14 protein-coding genes and 1 pseudogene are annotated in these 16,057 nt (G+C 59.6%); 3 read left to right on the top strand and 12 right to left on the bottom strand.

Translation table 11 applies throughout. From position 1 onward, the window contains the following. Positions 1-53 precede the first annotated feature (53 nt). The 4 genes and pseudogenes from V7714_RS05850 to V7714_RS05835 all read right to left on the bottom strand — a co-directional run bounded on the left by V7714_RS05850 (position 54) and on the right by V7714_RS05835 (position 5,028). Entirely contained in the window at positions 54-806 is a 753-nt protein-coding gene (locus V7714_RS05850; RefSeq protein ID WP_335708875.1) for an anaerobic ribonucleoside-triphosphate reductase activating protein, read from the bottom strand. Beyond that, positions 769-2,934 (bottom strand): annotated as a pseudogene (locus V7714_RS05845) (ribonucleoside triphosphate reductase). Before V7714_RS05845 ends, V7714_RS05850 begins: the two are co-directional and overlap by 38 nt. A gap of 382 nt (positions 2,935-3,316) precedes the next feature. Next, a complete protein-coding gene (locus V7714_RS05840) occupies positions 3,317-4,513 on the bottom strand; it encodes an NnrS family protein (protein ID WP_335708874.1) in 1,197 nt (398 codons plus the stop codon). After that, positions 4,510-5,028, bottom strand: a complete 519-nt coding sequence (locus tag V7714_RS05835) for a hemerythrin domain-containing protein (protein WP_335708873.1) — start codon at positions 5,026-5,028, stop codon at positions 4,510-4,512. The genes V7714_RS05840 and V7714_RS05835 overlap by 4 nt, the downstream gene beginning before the upstream one ends. A gap of 168 nt (positions 5,029-5,196) precedes the next feature. On the opposite strand from V7714_RS05835, the gene V7714_RS05830 reads away from it, so the two are divergent. The 3 genes from V7714_RS05830 to V7714_RS05820 all read left to right on the top strand — a co-directional run bounded on the left by V7714_RS05830 (position 5,197) and on the right by V7714_RS05820 (position 7,097). Further along, positions 5,197-5,619 (top strand): hypothetical protein, encoded by a 423-nt coding sequence (locus V7714_RS05830; protein ID WP_335708872.1) that lies wholly within the window; start codon positions 5,197-5,199, stop codon positions 5,617-5,619. A gap of 115 nt (positions 5,620-5,734) precedes the next feature. Further along, on the top strand, positions 5,735-6,247 hold the full coding sequence (locus V7714_RS05825; protein WP_335708871.1) for a hypothetical protein: 513 nt from the start codon (positions 5,735-5,737) through the stop codon (positions 6,245-6,247). Between the two features lie 385 nt (positions 6,248-6,632). Next, positions 6,633-7,097: a hypothetical protein gene (locus tag V7714_RS05820; protein ID WP_335708870.1), complete on the top strand. Its 465-nt coding sequence runs from the start codon at positions 6,633-6,635 to the stop codon at positions 7,095-7,097. A gap of 335 nt (positions 7,098-7,432) precedes the next feature. Here V7714_RS05820 and V7714_RS05815 read toward each other — a convergent pair whose 3' ends face one another. From V7714_RS05815 to V7714_RS05780, 8 genes are all read right to left on the bottom strand, one after another. After that, positions 7,433-9,151 carry a diguanylate cyclase gene (locus tag V7714_RS05815; protein ID WP_335708869.1) on the bottom strand — a complete coding sequence of 573 codons (1,719 nt, stop codon included), beginning with the start codon at positions 9,149-9,151 and terminating at the stop codon, positions 7,433-7,435. 309 nt (positions 9,152-9,460) lie between these two features. Further along, a complete protein-coding gene (locus V7714_RS05810) occupies positions 9,461-11,764 on the bottom strand; it encodes a Tex family protein (RefSeq protein WP_335708868.1) in 2,304 nt (767 codons plus the stop codon). Positions 11,765-11,841: 77 nt separating this feature from the next. Further along, the gene (gene asd, locus V7714_RS05805) at positions 11,842-12,951 is read right to left on the bottom strand and encodes an aspartate-semialdehyde dehydrogenase (protein ID WP_335708867.1); all 1,110 of its coding nucleotides are present in this window, start codon (positions 12,949-12,951) and stop codon (positions 11,842-11,844) included. Between the two features lie 240 nt (positions 12,952-13,191). Further along, positions 13,192-14,259, bottom strand: coding sequence for a 3-isopropylmalate dehydrogenase (leuB, locus tag V7714_RS05800; RefSeq protein ID WP_284196031.1), 1,068 nt, complete (start codon positions 14,257-14,259; stop codon positions 13,192-13,194). A 125-nt stretch (positions 14,260-14,384) separates the two neighbouring features. Beyond that, the gene (locus tag V7714_RS05795; protein ID WP_335708866.1) at positions 14,385-14,876 is read right to left on the bottom strand and encodes a hypothetical protein; all 492 of its coding nucleotides are present in this window, start codon (positions 14,874-14,876) and stop codon (positions 14,385-14,387) included. A gap of 15 nt (positions 14,877-14,891) precedes the next feature. Further along, complete coding sequence (locus tag V7714_RS05790) at positions 14,892-15,206, bottom strand: hypothetical protein (RefSeq protein ID WP_335708865.1); 315 nt, start codon at positions 15,204-15,206, stop codon at positions 14,892-14,894. 8 nt (positions 15,207-15,214) lie between these two features. Further along, positions 15,215-15,853, bottom strand: a complete 639-nt coding sequence (gene leuD / locus V7714_RS05785; protein ID WP_335708864.1) for a 3-isopropylmalate dehydratase small subunit — start codon at positions 15,851-15,853, stop codon at positions 15,215-15,217. A gap of 44 nt (positions 15,854-15,897) precedes the next feature. Further along, positions 15,898-16,026 (bottom strand): entericidin A/B family lipoprotein, encoded by a 129-nt coding sequence (locus V7714_RS05780; RefSeq protein WP_284196035.1) that lies wholly within the window; start codon positions 16,024-16,026, stop codon positions 15,898-15,900. Between the last annotated feature and the right edge of the window lie 31 nt (positions 16,027-16,057).

The following is a 16,057-nucleotide window of genomic DNA, read 5'->3' as shown; positions in this document are numbered from 1 at the left end:
ATCCGTCGGAATCCGCCAGAAGAGCTAGTCTGATTGGACAGGCTAGTCACATGTCAGCGGTACTCGAAGCAGCGAAACCAACTCTGCAATTGCTGTCTGGCAGCCGTACTCAGCCAGGCTGTCGGCGCAATATCGGGTTTGACGCGGTAGTTCTGCACTGCATATTGCACCACGCCACGCGCTGCCAGATCCTGCGCCAGGGCCAGCAGTTCTGCCTCACTCAACCAAGCGGGGCTCCAGGTGGTGCGGCACTCGAAGGGGACGCCCGACTCCAGCATCAACTCAAGGCTGGCCGCCGTCGGCGCATGGCTGCGCTCACGACCGGTCAGCGCATCATGGCCCTTGGCGTGGGTCTTAATATCCAACCCCACCCAGTTCAGATCGGGCAGTATCTCCGCCAGCCGGCTCGGGTAAATACCTGCCGTATGCAAGGCTACCTTGAACCCCATGGCCCTGACTGCCGCGATCATCTGCGGCAGCATACGTTCCGATAGGGGTTCGCCCCCTGAAAACACCACGGCATCCAGCAAGCCGCGGCGGGTTTCCAGCCAACTGCAGAGTGCCGGCCAGTGATATTGGGCACGCCGGCTCTGCAGGTGCGGGTTATGGCAATAGCCGCATCGCCAGGGGCAACCGCCGATAAATACCACGGCACTGAGATGCCCCGGCCAATCTACGCTGGAGAAGGGCACCAGTCCTGCCACGGCGGGCTCCTCCGGGCCGACCAGCGCCGGCCCGGGAGCCACCTGATGGAACAGGCTGATGGCCTTATCCAGGTTTTTGTTCGGTGAAGAAGCGGCGTTCATTGAACTCCCCTTGCTTGCCGGTATTGAACGAGCTGACCGGACGGTGATAGCCCATTACACGGGTCCAGACTTCGCAACGAGTACGCTGCTGCTCGTCCAGGGCGGTTTGGTTGCGTTCTGCGACTGCGTTGTTCATGTGTTCTCCTTGGGTGATGGATCAGGTACAGCAGGCTTCTGTGCGTGCCAGCAAGGCTGCATCGCACTTGGGACAAAATTCATGATGGCCGCTGAGGTAGCCATGCTTGGGGCAAATGGAAAAGGTAGGGGTGACCGTCACATACGGTAGGCGGAACTGCGCCAGGGACCGCTGCACCAGGCGCTTGCAAGCCTCTGCGCTCGATACCGCCTCATTCATGTAGAGATGCAAGACCGTACCGCCGGTGTAGCGGCTTTGCAGTGCCTCCTGCATGGCCAGCGCGGTAAATGGGTCATCGGTATAACCGACCGGGAGTTGGCTAGAGTTGGTGTAGTACGGCTGCTCTGCCGTGCCCGCCTGCCGTATCTGCGGCCAGCGCTTCTTGTCCTCTCGCGCAAAGCGGTAGGTGGTGCCCTCGGCCGGCGTGGCCTCCAGGTTGTACAGATGGCCCGTTTCTTCCTGAAACTCGGTCATGCGGCTGCGTACATGGTCCAGCAATTGCAGCGCCATGCCGTGGCCCTGTGGCGACGTGATGTCATAGGCATCATGGCTGAAGTTGCGGATCATCTCATTGATGCCATTCACCCCCAGCGTGCTGAAGTGATTGCGCAGCGTGCCCAGATAGCGCTTGGTGTAGGGATACAGGCCCTGATCTATATAGCGCTGCACCACCTTGCGCTTTACCTCCAGCACGTCGCGGCCCAGTTCCAGCAGCCTATCCAGCGCCAGCAGCAGGCTGCGCTCATCGCCGGCGTGCAGGTAGCCCAGTCGAGCGCAGTTGACGGTGACAACGCCGACTGATCCCGTCTGCTCGGCCGAGCCGAACAGCCCGTTGCCCCGCTTCAGCAGCTCCCGCAAATCCAACTGCAGCCGGCAGCACATGGAGCGCACCATGTGCGGTTCCAGATCCGAGTTCAGGAAGTTCTGGAAGTAGGGCAGGCCGTACTTGGCTGTCATCTCGAACAACAAGGCGGTATTGGGGTGATCCCAATCGAAATCCGGGGTGATGTTGTAGGTAGGTATGGGGAAGGTAAAGGCTCGCCCCTTTGCATCACCGGCCATCATCACCTCGATATAGGCCCGATTGATCATGTCCATCTCAGCCTGCAGATCGCCATAGCTGAACGGCATTTCCTCGCCGCCTACATAGGGTATCTGCTCACGCAGGTCGGCCGGGCAGGTCCAGTCGAAAGTCAGGTTGGTAAACGGCGTCTGGGTGCCCCAGCGACTCGGTACATTGAGGTTGTAGACCAGCTCCTGCATGGCCTGCTTCACCTCGCCGTAGTGCATATTGTCGCGCCGGATAAAGGGCGCCATATAGGTATCGAAGCTGGAGAATGCTTGTGCCCCAGCCCATTCGTTTTGCAGCGTACCCAGGAAATTGACAATCTGGCCTATGGCTGCCGACATATGCTTGGGTGGCGTGGCCTCTACCTTGCCGGGTACGCCGTTGAAACCCTCGGTCAGCAACTGCCGCAAAGACCAGCCGGCGCAGTAGCCGCTCAGCATATCGAGATCGTGTATGTGCAAATCCCCTTCACGGTGGGCGCGGCCCGCCTCGGGGCTATAGACATGGTTAAGCCAGTAGTTGGCTGTCACCTTGCCGGCAACATTGAGTATCAGCCCACCCAGGCTATAGCCCTGGTTGGCATTGGCATTGACCCGCCAGTCGCGCTGATCCAGATACTCTTCCATGGCACTTTCAACATCCACCAGCGTATGTTGCAAGGAACGCAGGCGTGCATGCTGTTCGCGGTAGACTATATAGGCACGGGCAGTGCGCCAGCAGCCAGAAGCCACCAGCGCCTCCTCTACCGTATTCTGTATGGCCTCGATAGAAGGGCAGGGCTGCCCAGCCAGGTTCTGACAGACATGCCGGCAAAGCAGATCTGCCACTGCCTTGTCGAACTCGCCGGTTGCCTGCCCCGCTGCTGCAATGGCAGCGGCAATCTTGCGCTCATCGAACTCAACAAGCCGGCCATCACGCTTCATTACCTGCAGGATCGACATAAACACTCCATCTAGTAGTCATGCGGCCAGTTTGGCACTAGATATTGTGTTTTTGCAGGGTATTGCCCTGCTTATTTGAAACACTTGACCAGGATCAAGCCTCCGGCCCTTCAGCCAAAAAAACCGGCCCCGCAGGGCCGGCAAGAAGTAGCGCTGTGGACGTAGCGCAACTACGGAACAATCTATGTTTATGGAGCTCGATGAGGTGCAATGACGGCGCCCCGCAAGGGCAGCGTGCAGACTCCGTCAGGAAAGAATCCTGGTAGTCGGGCTGCGTTGGGGCCTAGCGCCAGGATTGCCCTGGCACCTACCCAACCGATTGCCGCCATCGCCGCCCATCCATGCGTCGACGCATCACAGGCGCTTAGCCTGGCTTGCCGTCAGCCCTGGCGCGCCAGTAGATAGGCAAGACCCGACAAGCCCATGCCAACATCAGCAAGAGCCAGCTAGCCGAGGCCAGGTGTAACCAGGCAGCAGGCCAGGCTAGCACCGCCACCAGCACCCGCAGCAACGCCACCGCATGCAGGCCCAGGTAGATGGCCCAATAGAGATTGTCTGCCTGCAACTGCTGGCCGCTATGACCCAGGCTGACACGCGTGACAAACCCCACCAGCATGGTGCAGCAGAAACCCATACCGAGCGCATGGGCGGGCGCCGCCCCCACAGGCACGCCCAAGGCGGCCAGGCCCTGTAACAGCAAGGCCGGCGCCAGCCAGGCAAACGAAAGATGCAGCATGGCCAGTAGGCGATTGTCCAGGCTGGCCCACAAACCCCAGCGCCAACTGGTATAGGCCAGGCTGGCCGACAGGCCCAGTGCCAGCGCCGCCTCAAGCAGTGGCCAGCCCAACAGGCCGGCAGGCACCAGCGCCAGGCACAGCAGCAGCCACCCATCCAACAGGTAACTGGGCCGCCATGGCGCACGTTCAGGCAGCACCGACTGGGTGAAGAAGGGAATCATCCGGTGCGAAACAGTCAAGAACACAGGCAGCAGAAAGCCCCACAGGCTAAGTTGCCGACACCACCACCACAATACCCCCTCGCCTGAGCGCACCCACAGCAATGCCAGCATCAAGGCCATTGCCCCAGCTGCCATGGCCCAGAACAAACGTACCGCATGGCGCTTGTCCTGTGCGGCGCTCTTGTTGATGCATTGCAGCCAGCGCAAGGTGGCAATGCTCCAGCTCAACTGCATCAACAGCAAGCCGGCGGCAGGCCAACTCCCGCCCCGGGCAAAACCCAGCAGCGCCAGTAGCAGGCCAAACAAGTAAGCCATGGCAACAGGCGCATGGCCACCCACCGGCTCGACATTCAACCAGCGCGGCCCGGCAGTAAAGATAAAACCCAGCATGAATAACGGAAAAATACCCAAGGGCATCAGCAGTGCATGCACCAGCATGGCAGGGTAGCCCTCATTGCCTGGCACCAGCAGGCGCAGCATCCACCAGGCAGCCAAGCCCAGCATGGCCAGCACGCCAGCGCTGAAATAGAGCCGATGCGGCACTTGCAACAGACGACGCCAGGACGACGGCTGTGCCGTGACAGTAAATACAGTCATGCTCATACCGCATACTCCCGCCGGGCACGCATCCGTTCACCCATCTGTGCCAGTATCTGGGCGCCTAGTCGGGTGGCTGCAGGGTAAATCTCGTCTTCCTCCCGCTGTGCATGCGCAGGGTAGCGCTGGGCAAACGCATCCAACTCTACCGGCCTAACCGGCAGGCCTTGCTGGGCAACGGTCTCCAGCCAGGGTCGTACCGCACGCCACAGTGCAGCCAGTTCCTCGTGTTCGGCCTCCAGCTTCGCCATGGCCGTATTCAGCCCGGCATCGTCCAGTTGCCGCAGGGCAGGGAACAAGTCCTCTTCTTCATCGGCATGGTGCAACGGTGCGGCGACGTCGAAGTAGCGCAGGATATTGCTGGCGGCACCGGCCGCCTCGCTATCCAGCCCCTTCTGCTGCAAATGCTGATCCAGCCGCAGGCTGAGCGCTGCAAACCGCCGCACCTTGTCGTGGCAGGCAATCAGCAAAGCAATGGGTTCGTCAAATCCAGGCGCAGCGCTGTTTCCGAGATTTAGCATGGCAAGCCTGCTGATGAGATGGAATGCCTGCATTGTGGCAGCCATCACATAGAAGCGAACTGATAGCGATCAAGGAAACGGCAGGTCACGCAAAAGCCCGCCAGGGTAGGGCACAGGCGCTAAGCTACCAGGGCACTTCCACAAGTGGGCAAACGGAGGAATCACCTCATGCACAAGCTGCTGCGTAACACCTTTGCCGTCATCGCCGGGATATTGATAGGCGGCGCGGTCAACTCTGCGCTCATCATGCTCAGCCCGTCGCTTATTCCACCGCCTGCCGGTGTGGATGTAAACAATGCCGAAAGCCTGAGCAGGGCGATACATCTTTTCGGGCCACAGCACTTCATCATGCCTTTCCTGGCTCATGCAGTCGGCACGTTCGCCGGTGCACTCGTCGCCTGCCTGGTCGCAGCCAGCCATAAAGTGCCCATCGGCCTGGCCATCGGTGCGGTGTTCCTCTGCGGCGGCGTGGCGGCCAGCTTCATGATCCCCGCGCCAGCCCGGTTTATTGCGCTCGACCTATTGCTTGCCTATTTGCCTATGGCCTGGCTTGGCGTGCGTATGGCGGGCTACAGTCAGGCGACACCCTAGGTACAAATACCATGTGATGCAGCAATGGGCATGAGAAGGGCGCCGCAACGCGGTTGCCGACAGAACCGCGATGCGCCATGAGGCGGACATCCTTCAAACGGAGGATTCCCTCCAGATGACGCAGCGGTACAATTTTTTCGCAGCCTTGACGTTACTCTTCTCACAGAAAGGAAGCAAAATGTATGCAATCATCAGGGCCAGCCTGGCAGTTGCCGCTGGCTTTATCTTGTGTGCGGGCGCTCAAGCGGCAACGCACAGCGTGTGGTCAGAAAAACCCCTGGCGCTGACAGACCCAACCCTGGGCAGCTTTTCGCCGATCAGGGGCAATATGGCCACCACCTGGAACAGCAAAACCCGCTATGGCCATATGCATATCACAGCCCAAGCCAACCCGAATCTCACTTACGACTTCAATCTGGTCAGCATCAGCAGCAGCCACGCCGACTACATCTCCGGTGTCTGGGATATCTTCCGTAATGGTGTACTGGTATGCAACGGCTGTATAGGTAAGGCCTATATTCTTAGCGCCCCCGTGGGTAACTACTTTAAAGTGTATATCGGCGACGAGAACTGCGCCGCCGAACGCTGGCATTACAGCGGCTATATTACGAACCGCTTTGATTTTTAAATAGCGTTCCCATTCTCTCCATTCATCATATGCCGGCCGACAACGCATGATAAATGCTAGCGTTGTCCGGCCATTTCATTGCGCCGCGACTGCGGCAGCGGTGCGTGCTGGCGTACATGTCTGACTGACGGCGCCCAGTCAGGCAGAGCACCCGCTAACGCGATCAGGCGTGCCGGGCAATGTGATTATTACGGCTCCTGCAGTCGAGGAATGACATCGGAATGCATCAAGGGTGTTGCTATCATGGCGATCTGGTTGATTGGCTTATTTATCGCCGAATAATCATATGGTTATGTGACTCCGGATACGTTGCCGATATGAAAGCAGGCCGATGCTGATTGCAAACCAATCAATTAAAACAACCAATACCTGAGAGGGGTAAGTAATGAAGCTAATCAAACGCAGCATATTGGCGCTGGCCGCACTGATGACAAGCAGCTTGGCCTTGGCGGATACCTACGACCCGGCCACCAACCGCCTGACGGTGGATTCGGTGCAAGTGGGTGATACTGTCTACACCAACGTTGTGATCACGGTCGGCACGATACACAGCATAGGCGGCTCGTACCCGGCCAATTCGCCCGTTACCGAAACCTGCACCGCAAGCAATTTCACCAAGACCAAATTCGACACCATTGCTGTAGGCATGACGGCCGCCCAGATCAGCCAGATCATGGGCTGCAAGAATGATCCAGCCTCCACGCAGCGCGGAAGCAACCATGTGGTGTACGTCTGGAAAGCCGTAGGTAGCTTTGCCTATATCATGGTCTGGTTCGACGTCAATGGCGCGGTAGTAACACGCCTGCATCCCGACCCTGTGATTCCATTCAAGCAAGCAGTCGGCTTCTAACTTCCAAGTCGCCTGATGGCGTCATGCCATCACAGTGCCAGCTACGCCCCTCCAGCGCAGGGGGGGGGCTGGCCCACTGCAGAACCTGCTGGACACCTATCCGATTGAAGCGCTTCAGGTGACATGAAGGGGGGGGGAAGCATAGGAAGGCGTCGGTGCCGCGAGTAGCCCAACGATCTCAAGAGGCCAACTTACTACTCGCCGTAACTTTACATAATAAACATTATGCGAAGTAATATTGGCGCTCGTTATGTATGGCGAACATCAGATGCTGCAGACGAACTATTGGCCATCCTGGCCGCACATCCACTTCCGCCTGAGTAAGTATTAGCATGCTACGCACTGGTGCGCGCTATTGCACCCTCACCCCCAGCGACCTCAACCCGATTGCGACCGTGGTGCTTGGCTTGATACAAAGCAGCGTCTGCGGCCTGGATAAGTTCCTCGGCTCGTTCGCCATGCTGGGGTGTGCTGGCGATGCCCATGGAGATGGTGACAGCTGGTAGTGGTTTGCCGCCGAGTCGGATGGTTAGCAGGGAGACTTGCTCACGTAGCTCCTCGCACTTGGCTTGGGCGTTCTCAGGCGTGGTTTCCGGCATGATCAGGGTGAATTCCTCGCCGCCGAATCGGCAAGCAAGGTCGCTGCCACGTAGTGACTTCTGCATAAACTGGGCAATATGGCGCAATACCAGATCACCAGCCTCATGCCCGTGGGTGTCATTGAAGCGTTTGAAGTGGTCCACATCCAGCATCACCACGCTCAGTGGCGTGCCAAGGCGATTGGCCCGTATCAGCTCGCGCTGCAGCGTCTCGTCGAGGAAGCGTCGATTGTAGAGCCCTGTGAGGGCATCGACTATGGATTGCCGCCGCAGGTTTTCCCGCAGGTTCATATTCGTCACCGCTAGCGCAACCTGCTCGGCCAGGGCGTTTGCCAGCTGGCGTAACCCTGTGGAGAACGGCTCCCCTCCTTCGGCCGGCGCTTCAAGGTAGAGAATGCCTACAGGCTCGCCACCCGCCATCAGCGGCAGACACAGATAGGCACCGGTAACATCCTGTTGCAGATGCTGGCAGACCGGCGCCTTACTGCAGTCGGACACTTCGTGGATTTGTCCGCGGCGTATGGCCCAGCATTGCAGGGGCTCGAACAGCTGGGTATCGCTTGCCGGTGACAGCCAGCTGACCATGCGTTCCAACAGGTCACGTGAGGGGTGGTACACGTAGATGGCGCCGGCATGTTCTGGAAACAACTGGTGCGCATACTTGCCAACCACGCCGAAGAACTCTCCGCTGTCGACGCAGACCTGTAGCGCACTCGACATGCGCGACAGAATCGCCATCTGGTAGTTGTGCTCTTCCAGATTGTCCGCTGTCGATTGAGCGCGGTCGCTCAGTGCCTGCAGCTCTTGCGTGACTGCCAAGCGCTCGCGCATGGCCCGGAACAACTGCCACAGCAAAGTGGCGAACAATGCACCATCCAGGCTGGTAATCAGGAGGACGGCCAAGCTGACCAATCGCTCGCGGCTGTGCTGCTCTGCTGCAATACTTGCCTGGCGAACGCTGAGTATGGCACTCGCCTCAGCGACCGTGACGCGGATACGGTCCATATTGAGCTTGCCCTGGGAGATATCGTGAAACGCCGGGCTGTCGGCGGCACTGCTGCGCTGTCGGCTGGTGATCATGCGTGACTGATATTCACGCAAGGCCTTGACCAGGTTGCGCAGATCGCGCATCCGAGGTGCCAGTATCGCGTCGTCAGCAAACTGTCGATCAAGCTGGACTTGCAGTTCACTGGAGCGTTCGGTCCCCTGGTAGTAGGGCTGCAGGTACTCCTCGCGGCCGGTCAGCAGATAACCGCGTGTGCCGGTCTCTGCGTCCTTGAGGCCTGACAGCATGACCTGCATGTCTTCTAGCTGGCTGACGATCTCTTCACGCTCGCTTGCTGCGGCGTTGACCCAGTTGGCGGATAGCATAGGCACCAGCGCGGTAAGCGCGAGCAACAGCAAAGCCAGCACGAAGCCCGCCTGGAGCAGTCGGTAACGGGTGCTTGATTCCATAACGATCAATATCCCTAGATTGCGCCAAAGACTTTGCGTAGAGCTTGCTGGCCTGGTTCCGGCGGTCTGTCACGGACGGCAATGCCTACTCAGCGATAAGCAGGAGCAGCCATGCTTCAATCCTGGCGCCCTCACCTGCCCTTCCCCATACAGAATAGCAGCATCGGGCTTATCCACATCTGCTGTGGATAAGCCCGGTCTAAATCACGAAAAACCCCGTCGCATCAGTACCCGAATCGGGTTGCGCAAAATTTGCGCAGCTGCCGGTGCAGCTTGCTTCGTCGTCTATTTCACCGTTTATTTCGCCGTCTATTTCTTTAGGGCGGCAAAAGCTGCTGCCATGGCGGTGTTACCGCTCTGCTGGGGCTTGGCTTGGCGATCATGCCTTGGGGGTGTTGGGTTGGCGCTGCGCGTGGGGCTGCCGCCTTCGATCGGGTCGTCCAGGCGCATGGTAAGGGCAATGCGCTGGCGTTTGACGTCCACCTCTACCACTTTGACTTTGACCACGTCGCCGGCTTTAACCACATCGCGCGGGTCTTTGACAAACTTGCTGGCCAGTGCCGACACATGTACCAGGCCGTCCTGGTGCACGCCGATATCGACAAAGGCACCAAAGGCCGCCACATTGCTGACTACGCCTTCGAGCACCATGCCAGGCAGCAGGTCCTTGATGTCTTCCACGCCGTCCTGAAAGGTTGCGGTCTTGAACTCGGGGCGGGGATCGCGGCCCGGCTTGTCCAGTTCGTTAAGGATGTCGCGCACGGTGGGCAAGCCGAAGCGCTCGTCGGTGAACTCGGCTGCGTTCAATTGCTTGAGCAGGCCGCTGTCACCCAGTAGCGATTTCACTTCACGACGGGTTTTGACGATGATTTTTTCCACCACCGGGTAGGCTTCTGGGTGCACCGCACTGGCATCCAGTGGGTTGCTGCCATTCATGATGCGCAAGAAGCCAGCAGCCAGTTCGAAAGTCTTTTCGCCCAGCCGAGGTACGGCCTTCAGTGCCATTCGGTCGCTGAATGCGCCATGGGCATCGCGGTGAGCCACGATATTGCTGGCCAGGGTGGCGCTAAGACCGGAGACCCGCGCCAGCAAGGCGCTGGAGGCGGTATTGACGTCTACGCCCACTGCATTTACGCAGTCTTCCACCACCGCATCCAGCGTACGCGCCAGTTCGCCCTGGTTGACGTCATGCTGGTACTGCCCTACCCCAATGGCCTTGGGGTCGATCTTGACCAGCTCAGCCAGCGGGTCCTGCAGGCGACGGGCAATGGAGACCGCGCCACGCAGGCTGACATCCAGGTCGGGGAACTCGCGCGCAGCCAATTCCGAGGCGGAATAGACCGAGGCGCCGGCTTCGGAAACCACTATCTTCTGCAGTTTGCGCTCTGGCAGTTGCTTGATTAGGTCGGCGGCCAGCTTGTCGGTTTCGCGGCTGGCGGTACCGTTGCCGATGGCTATCAATTCCACGCCATGCTGTGTCACCAGGCGATTCAGGCGATGCAGGCTGCCATCCCAGTCGTTACGCGGCACATGGGGGTAGATGGTATCGGTGGCGACCACCTTGCCGGTCTTGTCGGTCACGGCCACCTTTACCCCGGTACGCAAGCCAGGGTCCAGACCCAGCGTGGCGCGCGGCCCTGCGGGCGCGGCCAGCAGCAGGTCTTTGAGATTGCTGGCGAATATCTTGATGGCCTCGGTCTCGGCGCTTTCACGTATCCGATTGGTCAGCTCCACTTCGAGCGTCAGGAATATCTTGGCACGCCAGGCCAGGCGCACGGTATCCATCAACCAGCGGTCGGCGGGGCGGCCGGCATCACGGATATTGAAGCGTGCGGCAATGCGGGTTTCGCCAGCCCCCGGCTTGCCTGCAGGCAGCTCGGCATCTTCGGGCAGCGCCAGCGTGAAGTTCAGCATGCCTTCGTTGCGGCCCCGCAATACGGCCAGCACCCGGTGTGAAGGTGCGCGGTGCAGGGGCTCACGGTGATCAAAGTAATCGGCGTACTTGGCGCCCGCTTCGCGCTTGCTCTCATCTGCCAGGCTGGCGACCAGCTCGGCGCGTTGCCACAGCAGCTCGCGTAGCTCGTGCAGCAGTGCGGCATCCTCGGCAAATTGCTCGATCAGGATATGGCGAGCACCATCCAGGGCCGCCTTGCTGTCGGCCACGCCCTTTTCCGCGCTGACAAAGCTTGCGGCCTCGGCTTCCGGCTGGCGGCCAGGCTCAGCCAGCAGCAGCTCGGCCAACGGCGCCAACCCGGCCTCACGGGCGATCTGCGCACGGGTGCGGCGCTTGGGTTTGTAAGGCAGGTACAGGTCTTCCAGCCGCTGCTTGTTGTCTGCCGTCAGCAAGGCAGTTTGCAGCTCGTCCGTCAGCTTGCCCTGCTCCTGCACCGAGGCGATCACGGCGGTGCGCCGATCTTCCAGTTCGCGCAAATAGCGCAACCGCTCATCCAGATGGCGCAACTGGGTATCGTCCAGCCCGCCGGTGGCTTCCTTGCGATAGCGGGCAATAAACGGCACGGTGGCGCCTTCGTCCAGCAGCGCCATGGTGGCGGCAACCTGGGCCGGGCGGCAGTTGAGTTCCTGGGCAATACGGTGTTCGATGGAAGGCAGCATGGCGTCTAGGCAGGGATACAGGAAAGACACAGCCCGGCTGTTTCCAACCGGGCCGCAAGGTTTTGATGCGTAATGGATTACTTGTCCAGCAGGATACGCAAGGTACGGCGCAGCGGCTCGGCAGCGCCCCACAGCAGTTGGTCACCACAGACAAAGGCGCTGACATAGTCCGGGCCCATATTGAGCTTGCGCACCCGGCCAACTGCGATATCCAGCTTACCGGTCACGGCAGTCGGTGTGAGTTCCCGCACCGTGGTGGCACGGTCATTCGGCACAAACCGGACCCACTGGTTGCTGCCCTTGATCAGGCTTTCGATCTCGGCCAGTGGCAGGTCGCGATTCAGCTTCAGCGTCAATGCCAGGCTATGGCAGCGCATGGCACCTATGCGTACACACAGGCCATCCACAGGTATGGGCGAACTGGTGCCCAGTATCTTGTTGACCTCAGCCAGGCCCTTCCATTCCTCCTTGGATTGACCGTTGTCCAGCTGCTTGTCTATCCAGGGAATCAGGCTGCCGGCCAGCGGTGCACCAAAGTGTTCGGTCGGGAAAGCGTCGCTGCGCATGGTTTCGGCCACGCGCTGATCTATCTCCAGAATGGCAGACGAGGGGTCATCCAGCAGGTGGGCGACAGAGGCATTGACCTTGCCCATCTGATTGAGCAGTTCGCGCATGTTCTGCGCACCTGCACCCGATGCGGCCTGGTAGGTCATGGACGACACCCAGTCCACCAGGCCTGCCTTGAACAGACCGCCCAAGCCCATCAGCAGGATGGAATTCGTGCAGTTGCCGCCGATGAAATCGCGGCCGCCACGGGAGATGGATGCCTTGATCTGGTCCAGATTGACCGGATCAAGCACGATCACAGCGTCATCTTCCATCCGCAGCGTGCTGGCAGCGTCTATCCAGAAACCATTCCAGCCTGCAGCGCGCAACTGGGGATGCAACTCGGTGGTGTAATCCCCACCCTGGCAAGTAATGATGACGTCCATGGCTTTCAACTCGGCCACAGACTTGGCGTCCTTCAAGGGCGCTGCGCCACGTCCTACGTCCGGCCCTGCCCCACCTACATTGGAGGTGGTGAAGAACACGGGATCGATCAGGGCGAAGTCGCCCTCCTCGCGCATGCGTTGCATAAGCACGGAACCAACCATACCGCGCCAACCAACCAAACCGACTTTCAACATGATGGTATTCCTATGATCCAGATTGTTTGTGATGCCTCATCGCCTGGATCGGCAATACTTGGCAGCAGCGACACAACCCTACGGGTTGATCTGCATTGCACCGCCAAAGCCTCAGAGCTGAGGAATCAGGAGTTTACCGCAAGCGCAGCCATTTTGTGGGCTGGTGCAGTGGGGTGGATTCTCCTGACCTTGTTGCCATAGCGGAATCCACTATCCGCTTATAGTTCTTATGGTTTCTGCTTATGCCAGCGCAGCCACCACCGCGTCGCCCATGCCCGAGCAGCTCACCTTCTGCGTGCCGGCTTCATAGATGTCCGCCGTACGATAGCCCTGGCGCAGCACGGTCTGCACAGCGGTCTCGATACGCTTGGCGATATCTTCACGCGCAAAGGTATAACGCATCATCATGGCCAGGCTCAGTATGGTGGCGAGCGGGTTGGCGACATTCTTGCCGGCAATATCAGGCGCCGAACCATGGCAAGGCTCGTACAGGCCCTTGTTGTTGGCATCCAGCGAGGCACTTGGCAACATGCCGATGGACCCAGTCAGCATGGAGGCTTCGTCACTGAGTATGTCGCCAAAGATATTGCCGGTGACGATCACATCAAACTGCTTGGGGTTGCGCACCAGTTGCATGGCCGCGTTGTCGACATACATATGGCTGAGTTCAACATCTGGATATTGCTTGGCCACGTCGATGACGATTTCCTTCCAGAATTCGGTGCATTCCAGCACATTGGCCTTGTCCACCGAGCAGAGCTTCTTGTTGCGCTTTTGGGCAATCTCGAACGCCACCTTGGCGATACGGCGTATTTCCGACTCGCTGTAGCGCATGGTATTGAAGCCCTCGCGCTCGCCCGCGTCGTTGACATGAATGCCGCGCGGTTGGCCAAAATAGATATCCCCCGTCAGCTCGCGCACGATCATGATATCCAGCCCTGCCACCACTTCTGGCTTGAGGGTAGAGGCACCGGCCAGTTCCGGGTACAGCATGGCGGGGCGCAGGTTGCCAAACAGGCCCAGATCCTTGCGGATAGCCAGCAAACCACGCTCCGGGCGCTTATCGCGCGGCAAGGTGTCGTACTGTGGGCCACCCACGGCGCCCAAGAGGATGGCATCGGCAGTGCGGACGACATCGCGTGTCGCTTCTGGGTAGGGCTCGCCATACTGGTCGTAGGCAGCGCCCCCCAGTGGCACGGTCACCGTCTCCACAGCCAGGCCGTCGGCCTTGAGTTTTTCCAGTACACGTACTGCCTGCGCAACGATTTCAGGGCCGATGCCGTCACCGGGGAGTATGGCGATTTTCATGGGTTCAACTTTCGTAGCAGATGGATGGGCCAGGCCGTAATGCAAGCGCTGGCAAAGCTCAGTTTTCAGTTAAGGGGCAACGGCGGCCGATTGCAGGCATCGGTTCGCCAAGCGCTCGCAATCGTTCATGGCTGTTGTGCTACCAGCGCACCCTCTTGCGCCAGGTAACCTTGCGCAACGCGGTAGCAATCTTCAATATGGTTATCCCCCAGGCGGGCGACCACGCGGTAGCTGATGGTGGCTGCCACCGCCTGGCCTGCCAGGGGTACAAAGCGCACCAGTGTCTTGCCCAGCAACTTGGTGCCCACTTTGGCCAGCAGCAGCTTGGCCAACTGCTTGGTCACCAGCCTGCCTATCAGCTCACTGCCCAGGCGGCCGGCGGCCAACATCACATACTTGCGGGTAGCGGGGTCCAGCTGCCCTATCTGGGTGTGCGACAAGCCAAAGCGCGCGCTGATGTTTTCCAGTAGCTCGGAGAACACCATGACGTCGGCCACCATGTCCATGCCCGGCACGGGAATGACGGCCGCACCGGCAGAGAGTCGCGCCCGGCGGCGAACCAGTGCATGGCAATCCGCCCGTATCTGGTCCAGCTGTGTCTGATTGGCCGGCAGCATCGTTATCCTCCTGTACTACGGCTTGGGCTCGCTGGTCAGGCGATCTACCAGCAATTTTTCGCAACACTTGAATCCTATCCAGCAAGCCAGCGCCAGATAGGACAGCGCTATCAGTTCCAGCAACTGCTGCAAGGCGCCATCGCCCACCACTTGCCAACCGTGCTCCCAGAACAACTCCAGATTGGCGCGCAGCAGGACGACCAGATTGAACGAACTGGCGCCGAAGCCCAGGAAACACAGCCCCATCAGCACAAAGGTCAGCCCGCCATGTCGCTGCAGCCGGCCCAGCAGAACGGCTCGCAAGCGACTAGTGGCAGAACCCTGGGACATACCCGGTCTCAGGAGAACAGCCAGGGCTGCTCTACGCGGCGCTGGGCTTCAAATGCCTTGATCTTGTCGGCGTGATTCAGGGTCAGGCCGATTTCATCCAGGCCATTCAGCAGGCAATGCTTGCGGTGCGCGGTGACATCGAAACCGAAAGATTGGCCGGCTGGCGTGGTCACAGTTTGCGCAGCCAGATCGACCGTCAGGCGGTAGCCTTCGCTGGCCGCGGTCTCCTGGAACAACTGATCCACCACCTCGGCCGGCAGTACGATGGGTAGCAGGCCATTCTTGTAGCAGTTGTTGAAGAAGATATCGGCAAACGAAGGTGCGATCACAACCCGGAAGCCATGGTCGTCCAGCGCCCAGGGGGCATGTTCGCGCGAGCTGCCGCAACCGAAGTTCTCACGGGCCAGCAGCACCTGCGCACCCAGATAGCGCGGGAAGTTAAGCACGAATTCGGGGTTCACCGCCCGCTTGCTGTTGTCCATGCCCGGTTCGCCATGGTCCAGATACCGCCATTCATCAAACAGGTTGGGGCCAAAGCCCGAGCGCTTGATGGATTTGAGGAACTGCTTGGGAATGATGGCGTCGGTATCGACGTTGGCCCTGTCCAGCGGGCAGACCAGGCCTTGCAGTGTGGTAAAAGCTTGCATGTTCTCTCTCGGTGACGAAGGCCCTTGCGGGCCAGGCAGCGGCCTTAGTTGGCAGCCCTCTCGATGGCTTCGCCACCCTTCTTGATATCTTTACCCAACCCCTGCATGGTATTGCAGGCTGTCAGTTGCATTGCAGCGATCAGGGCCAGGGCAAGGAAAGCAAATCGTTTCATGGTCTGTTCTCCAGGTTTGCTATGGTGTTTC

It is taken from the genome of Chitinimonas sp. JJ19 (assembly GCF_036961565.1).
GTDB lineage: Bacteria > Pseudomonadota > Gammaproteobacteria > Burkholderiales > Chitinimonadaceae > Chitinimonas.
The sequence above is the reverse complement of the archived record's forward strand: the minus strand, read 5'-3'. Positions and strand labels throughout refer to the sequence as shown.

Excerpts from the sequence above, each read along its gene's own strand:
- V7714_RS05850 (WP_335708875.1), bottom strand. The coding sequence starts at position 806 with ATGAACGCCGCTTCTTCACCGAACAAAAACCTGGATAAGGCCATCAGC.
- V7714_RS05840 (WP_335708874.1), bottom strand. The coding sequence starts at position 4,513 with ATGAGCATGACTGTATTTACTGTCACGGCACAGCCGTCGTCCTGGCGT.
- V7714_RS05835 (WP_335708873.1), bottom strand. The coding sequence starts at position 5,028 with ATGCTAAATCTCGGAAACAGCGCTGCGCCTGGATTTGACGAACCCATT.
- V7714_RS05830 (WP_335708872.1), top strand. The coding sequence starts at position 5,197 with ATGCACAAGCTGCTGCGTAACACCTTTGCCGTCATCGCCGGGATATTG.
- V7714_RS05825 (WP_335708871.1), top strand. The coding sequence starts at position 5,735 with ATGACGCAGCGGTACAATTTTTTCGCAGCCTTGACGTTACTCTTCTCA.
- V7714_RS05820 (WP_335708870.1), top strand. The coding sequence starts at position 6,633 with ATGAAGCTAATCAAACGCAGCATATTGGCGCTGGCCGCACTGATGACA.
- V7714_RS05815 (WP_335708869.1), bottom strand. The coding sequence starts at position 9,151 with ATGGAATCAAGCACCCGTTACCGACTGCTCCAGGCGGGCTTCGTGCTG.
- V7714_RS05810 (WP_335708868.1), bottom strand. The coding sequence starts at position 11,764 with ATGCTGCCTTCCATCGAACACCGTATTGCCCAGGAACTCAACTGCCGC.
- asd (WP_335708867.1), bottom strand. The coding sequence starts at position 12,951 with ATGTTGAAAGTCGGTTTGGTTGGTTGGCGCGGTATGGTTGGTTCCGTG.
- leuB (WP_284196031.1), bottom strand. The coding sequence starts at position 14,259 with ATGAAAATCGCCATACTCCCCGGTGACGGCATCGGCCCTGAAATCGTT.
- V7714_RS05795 (WP_335708866.1), bottom strand. The coding sequence starts at position 14,876 with ATGCTGCCGGCCAATCAGACACAGCTGGACCAGATACGGGCGGATTGC.
- V7714_RS05790 (WP_335708865.1), bottom strand. The coding sequence starts at position 15,206 with ATGTCCCAGGGTTCTGCCACTAGTCGCTTGCGAGCCGTTCTGCTGGGC.
- leuD (WP_335708864.1), bottom strand. The coding sequence starts at position 15,853 with ATGCAAGCTTTTACCACACTGCAAGGCCTGGTCTGCCCGCTGGACAGG.
- V7714_RS05780 (WP_284196035.1), bottom strand. The coding sequence starts at position 16,026 with ATGAAACGATTTGCTTTCCTTGCCCTGGCCCTGATCGCTGCAATGCAA.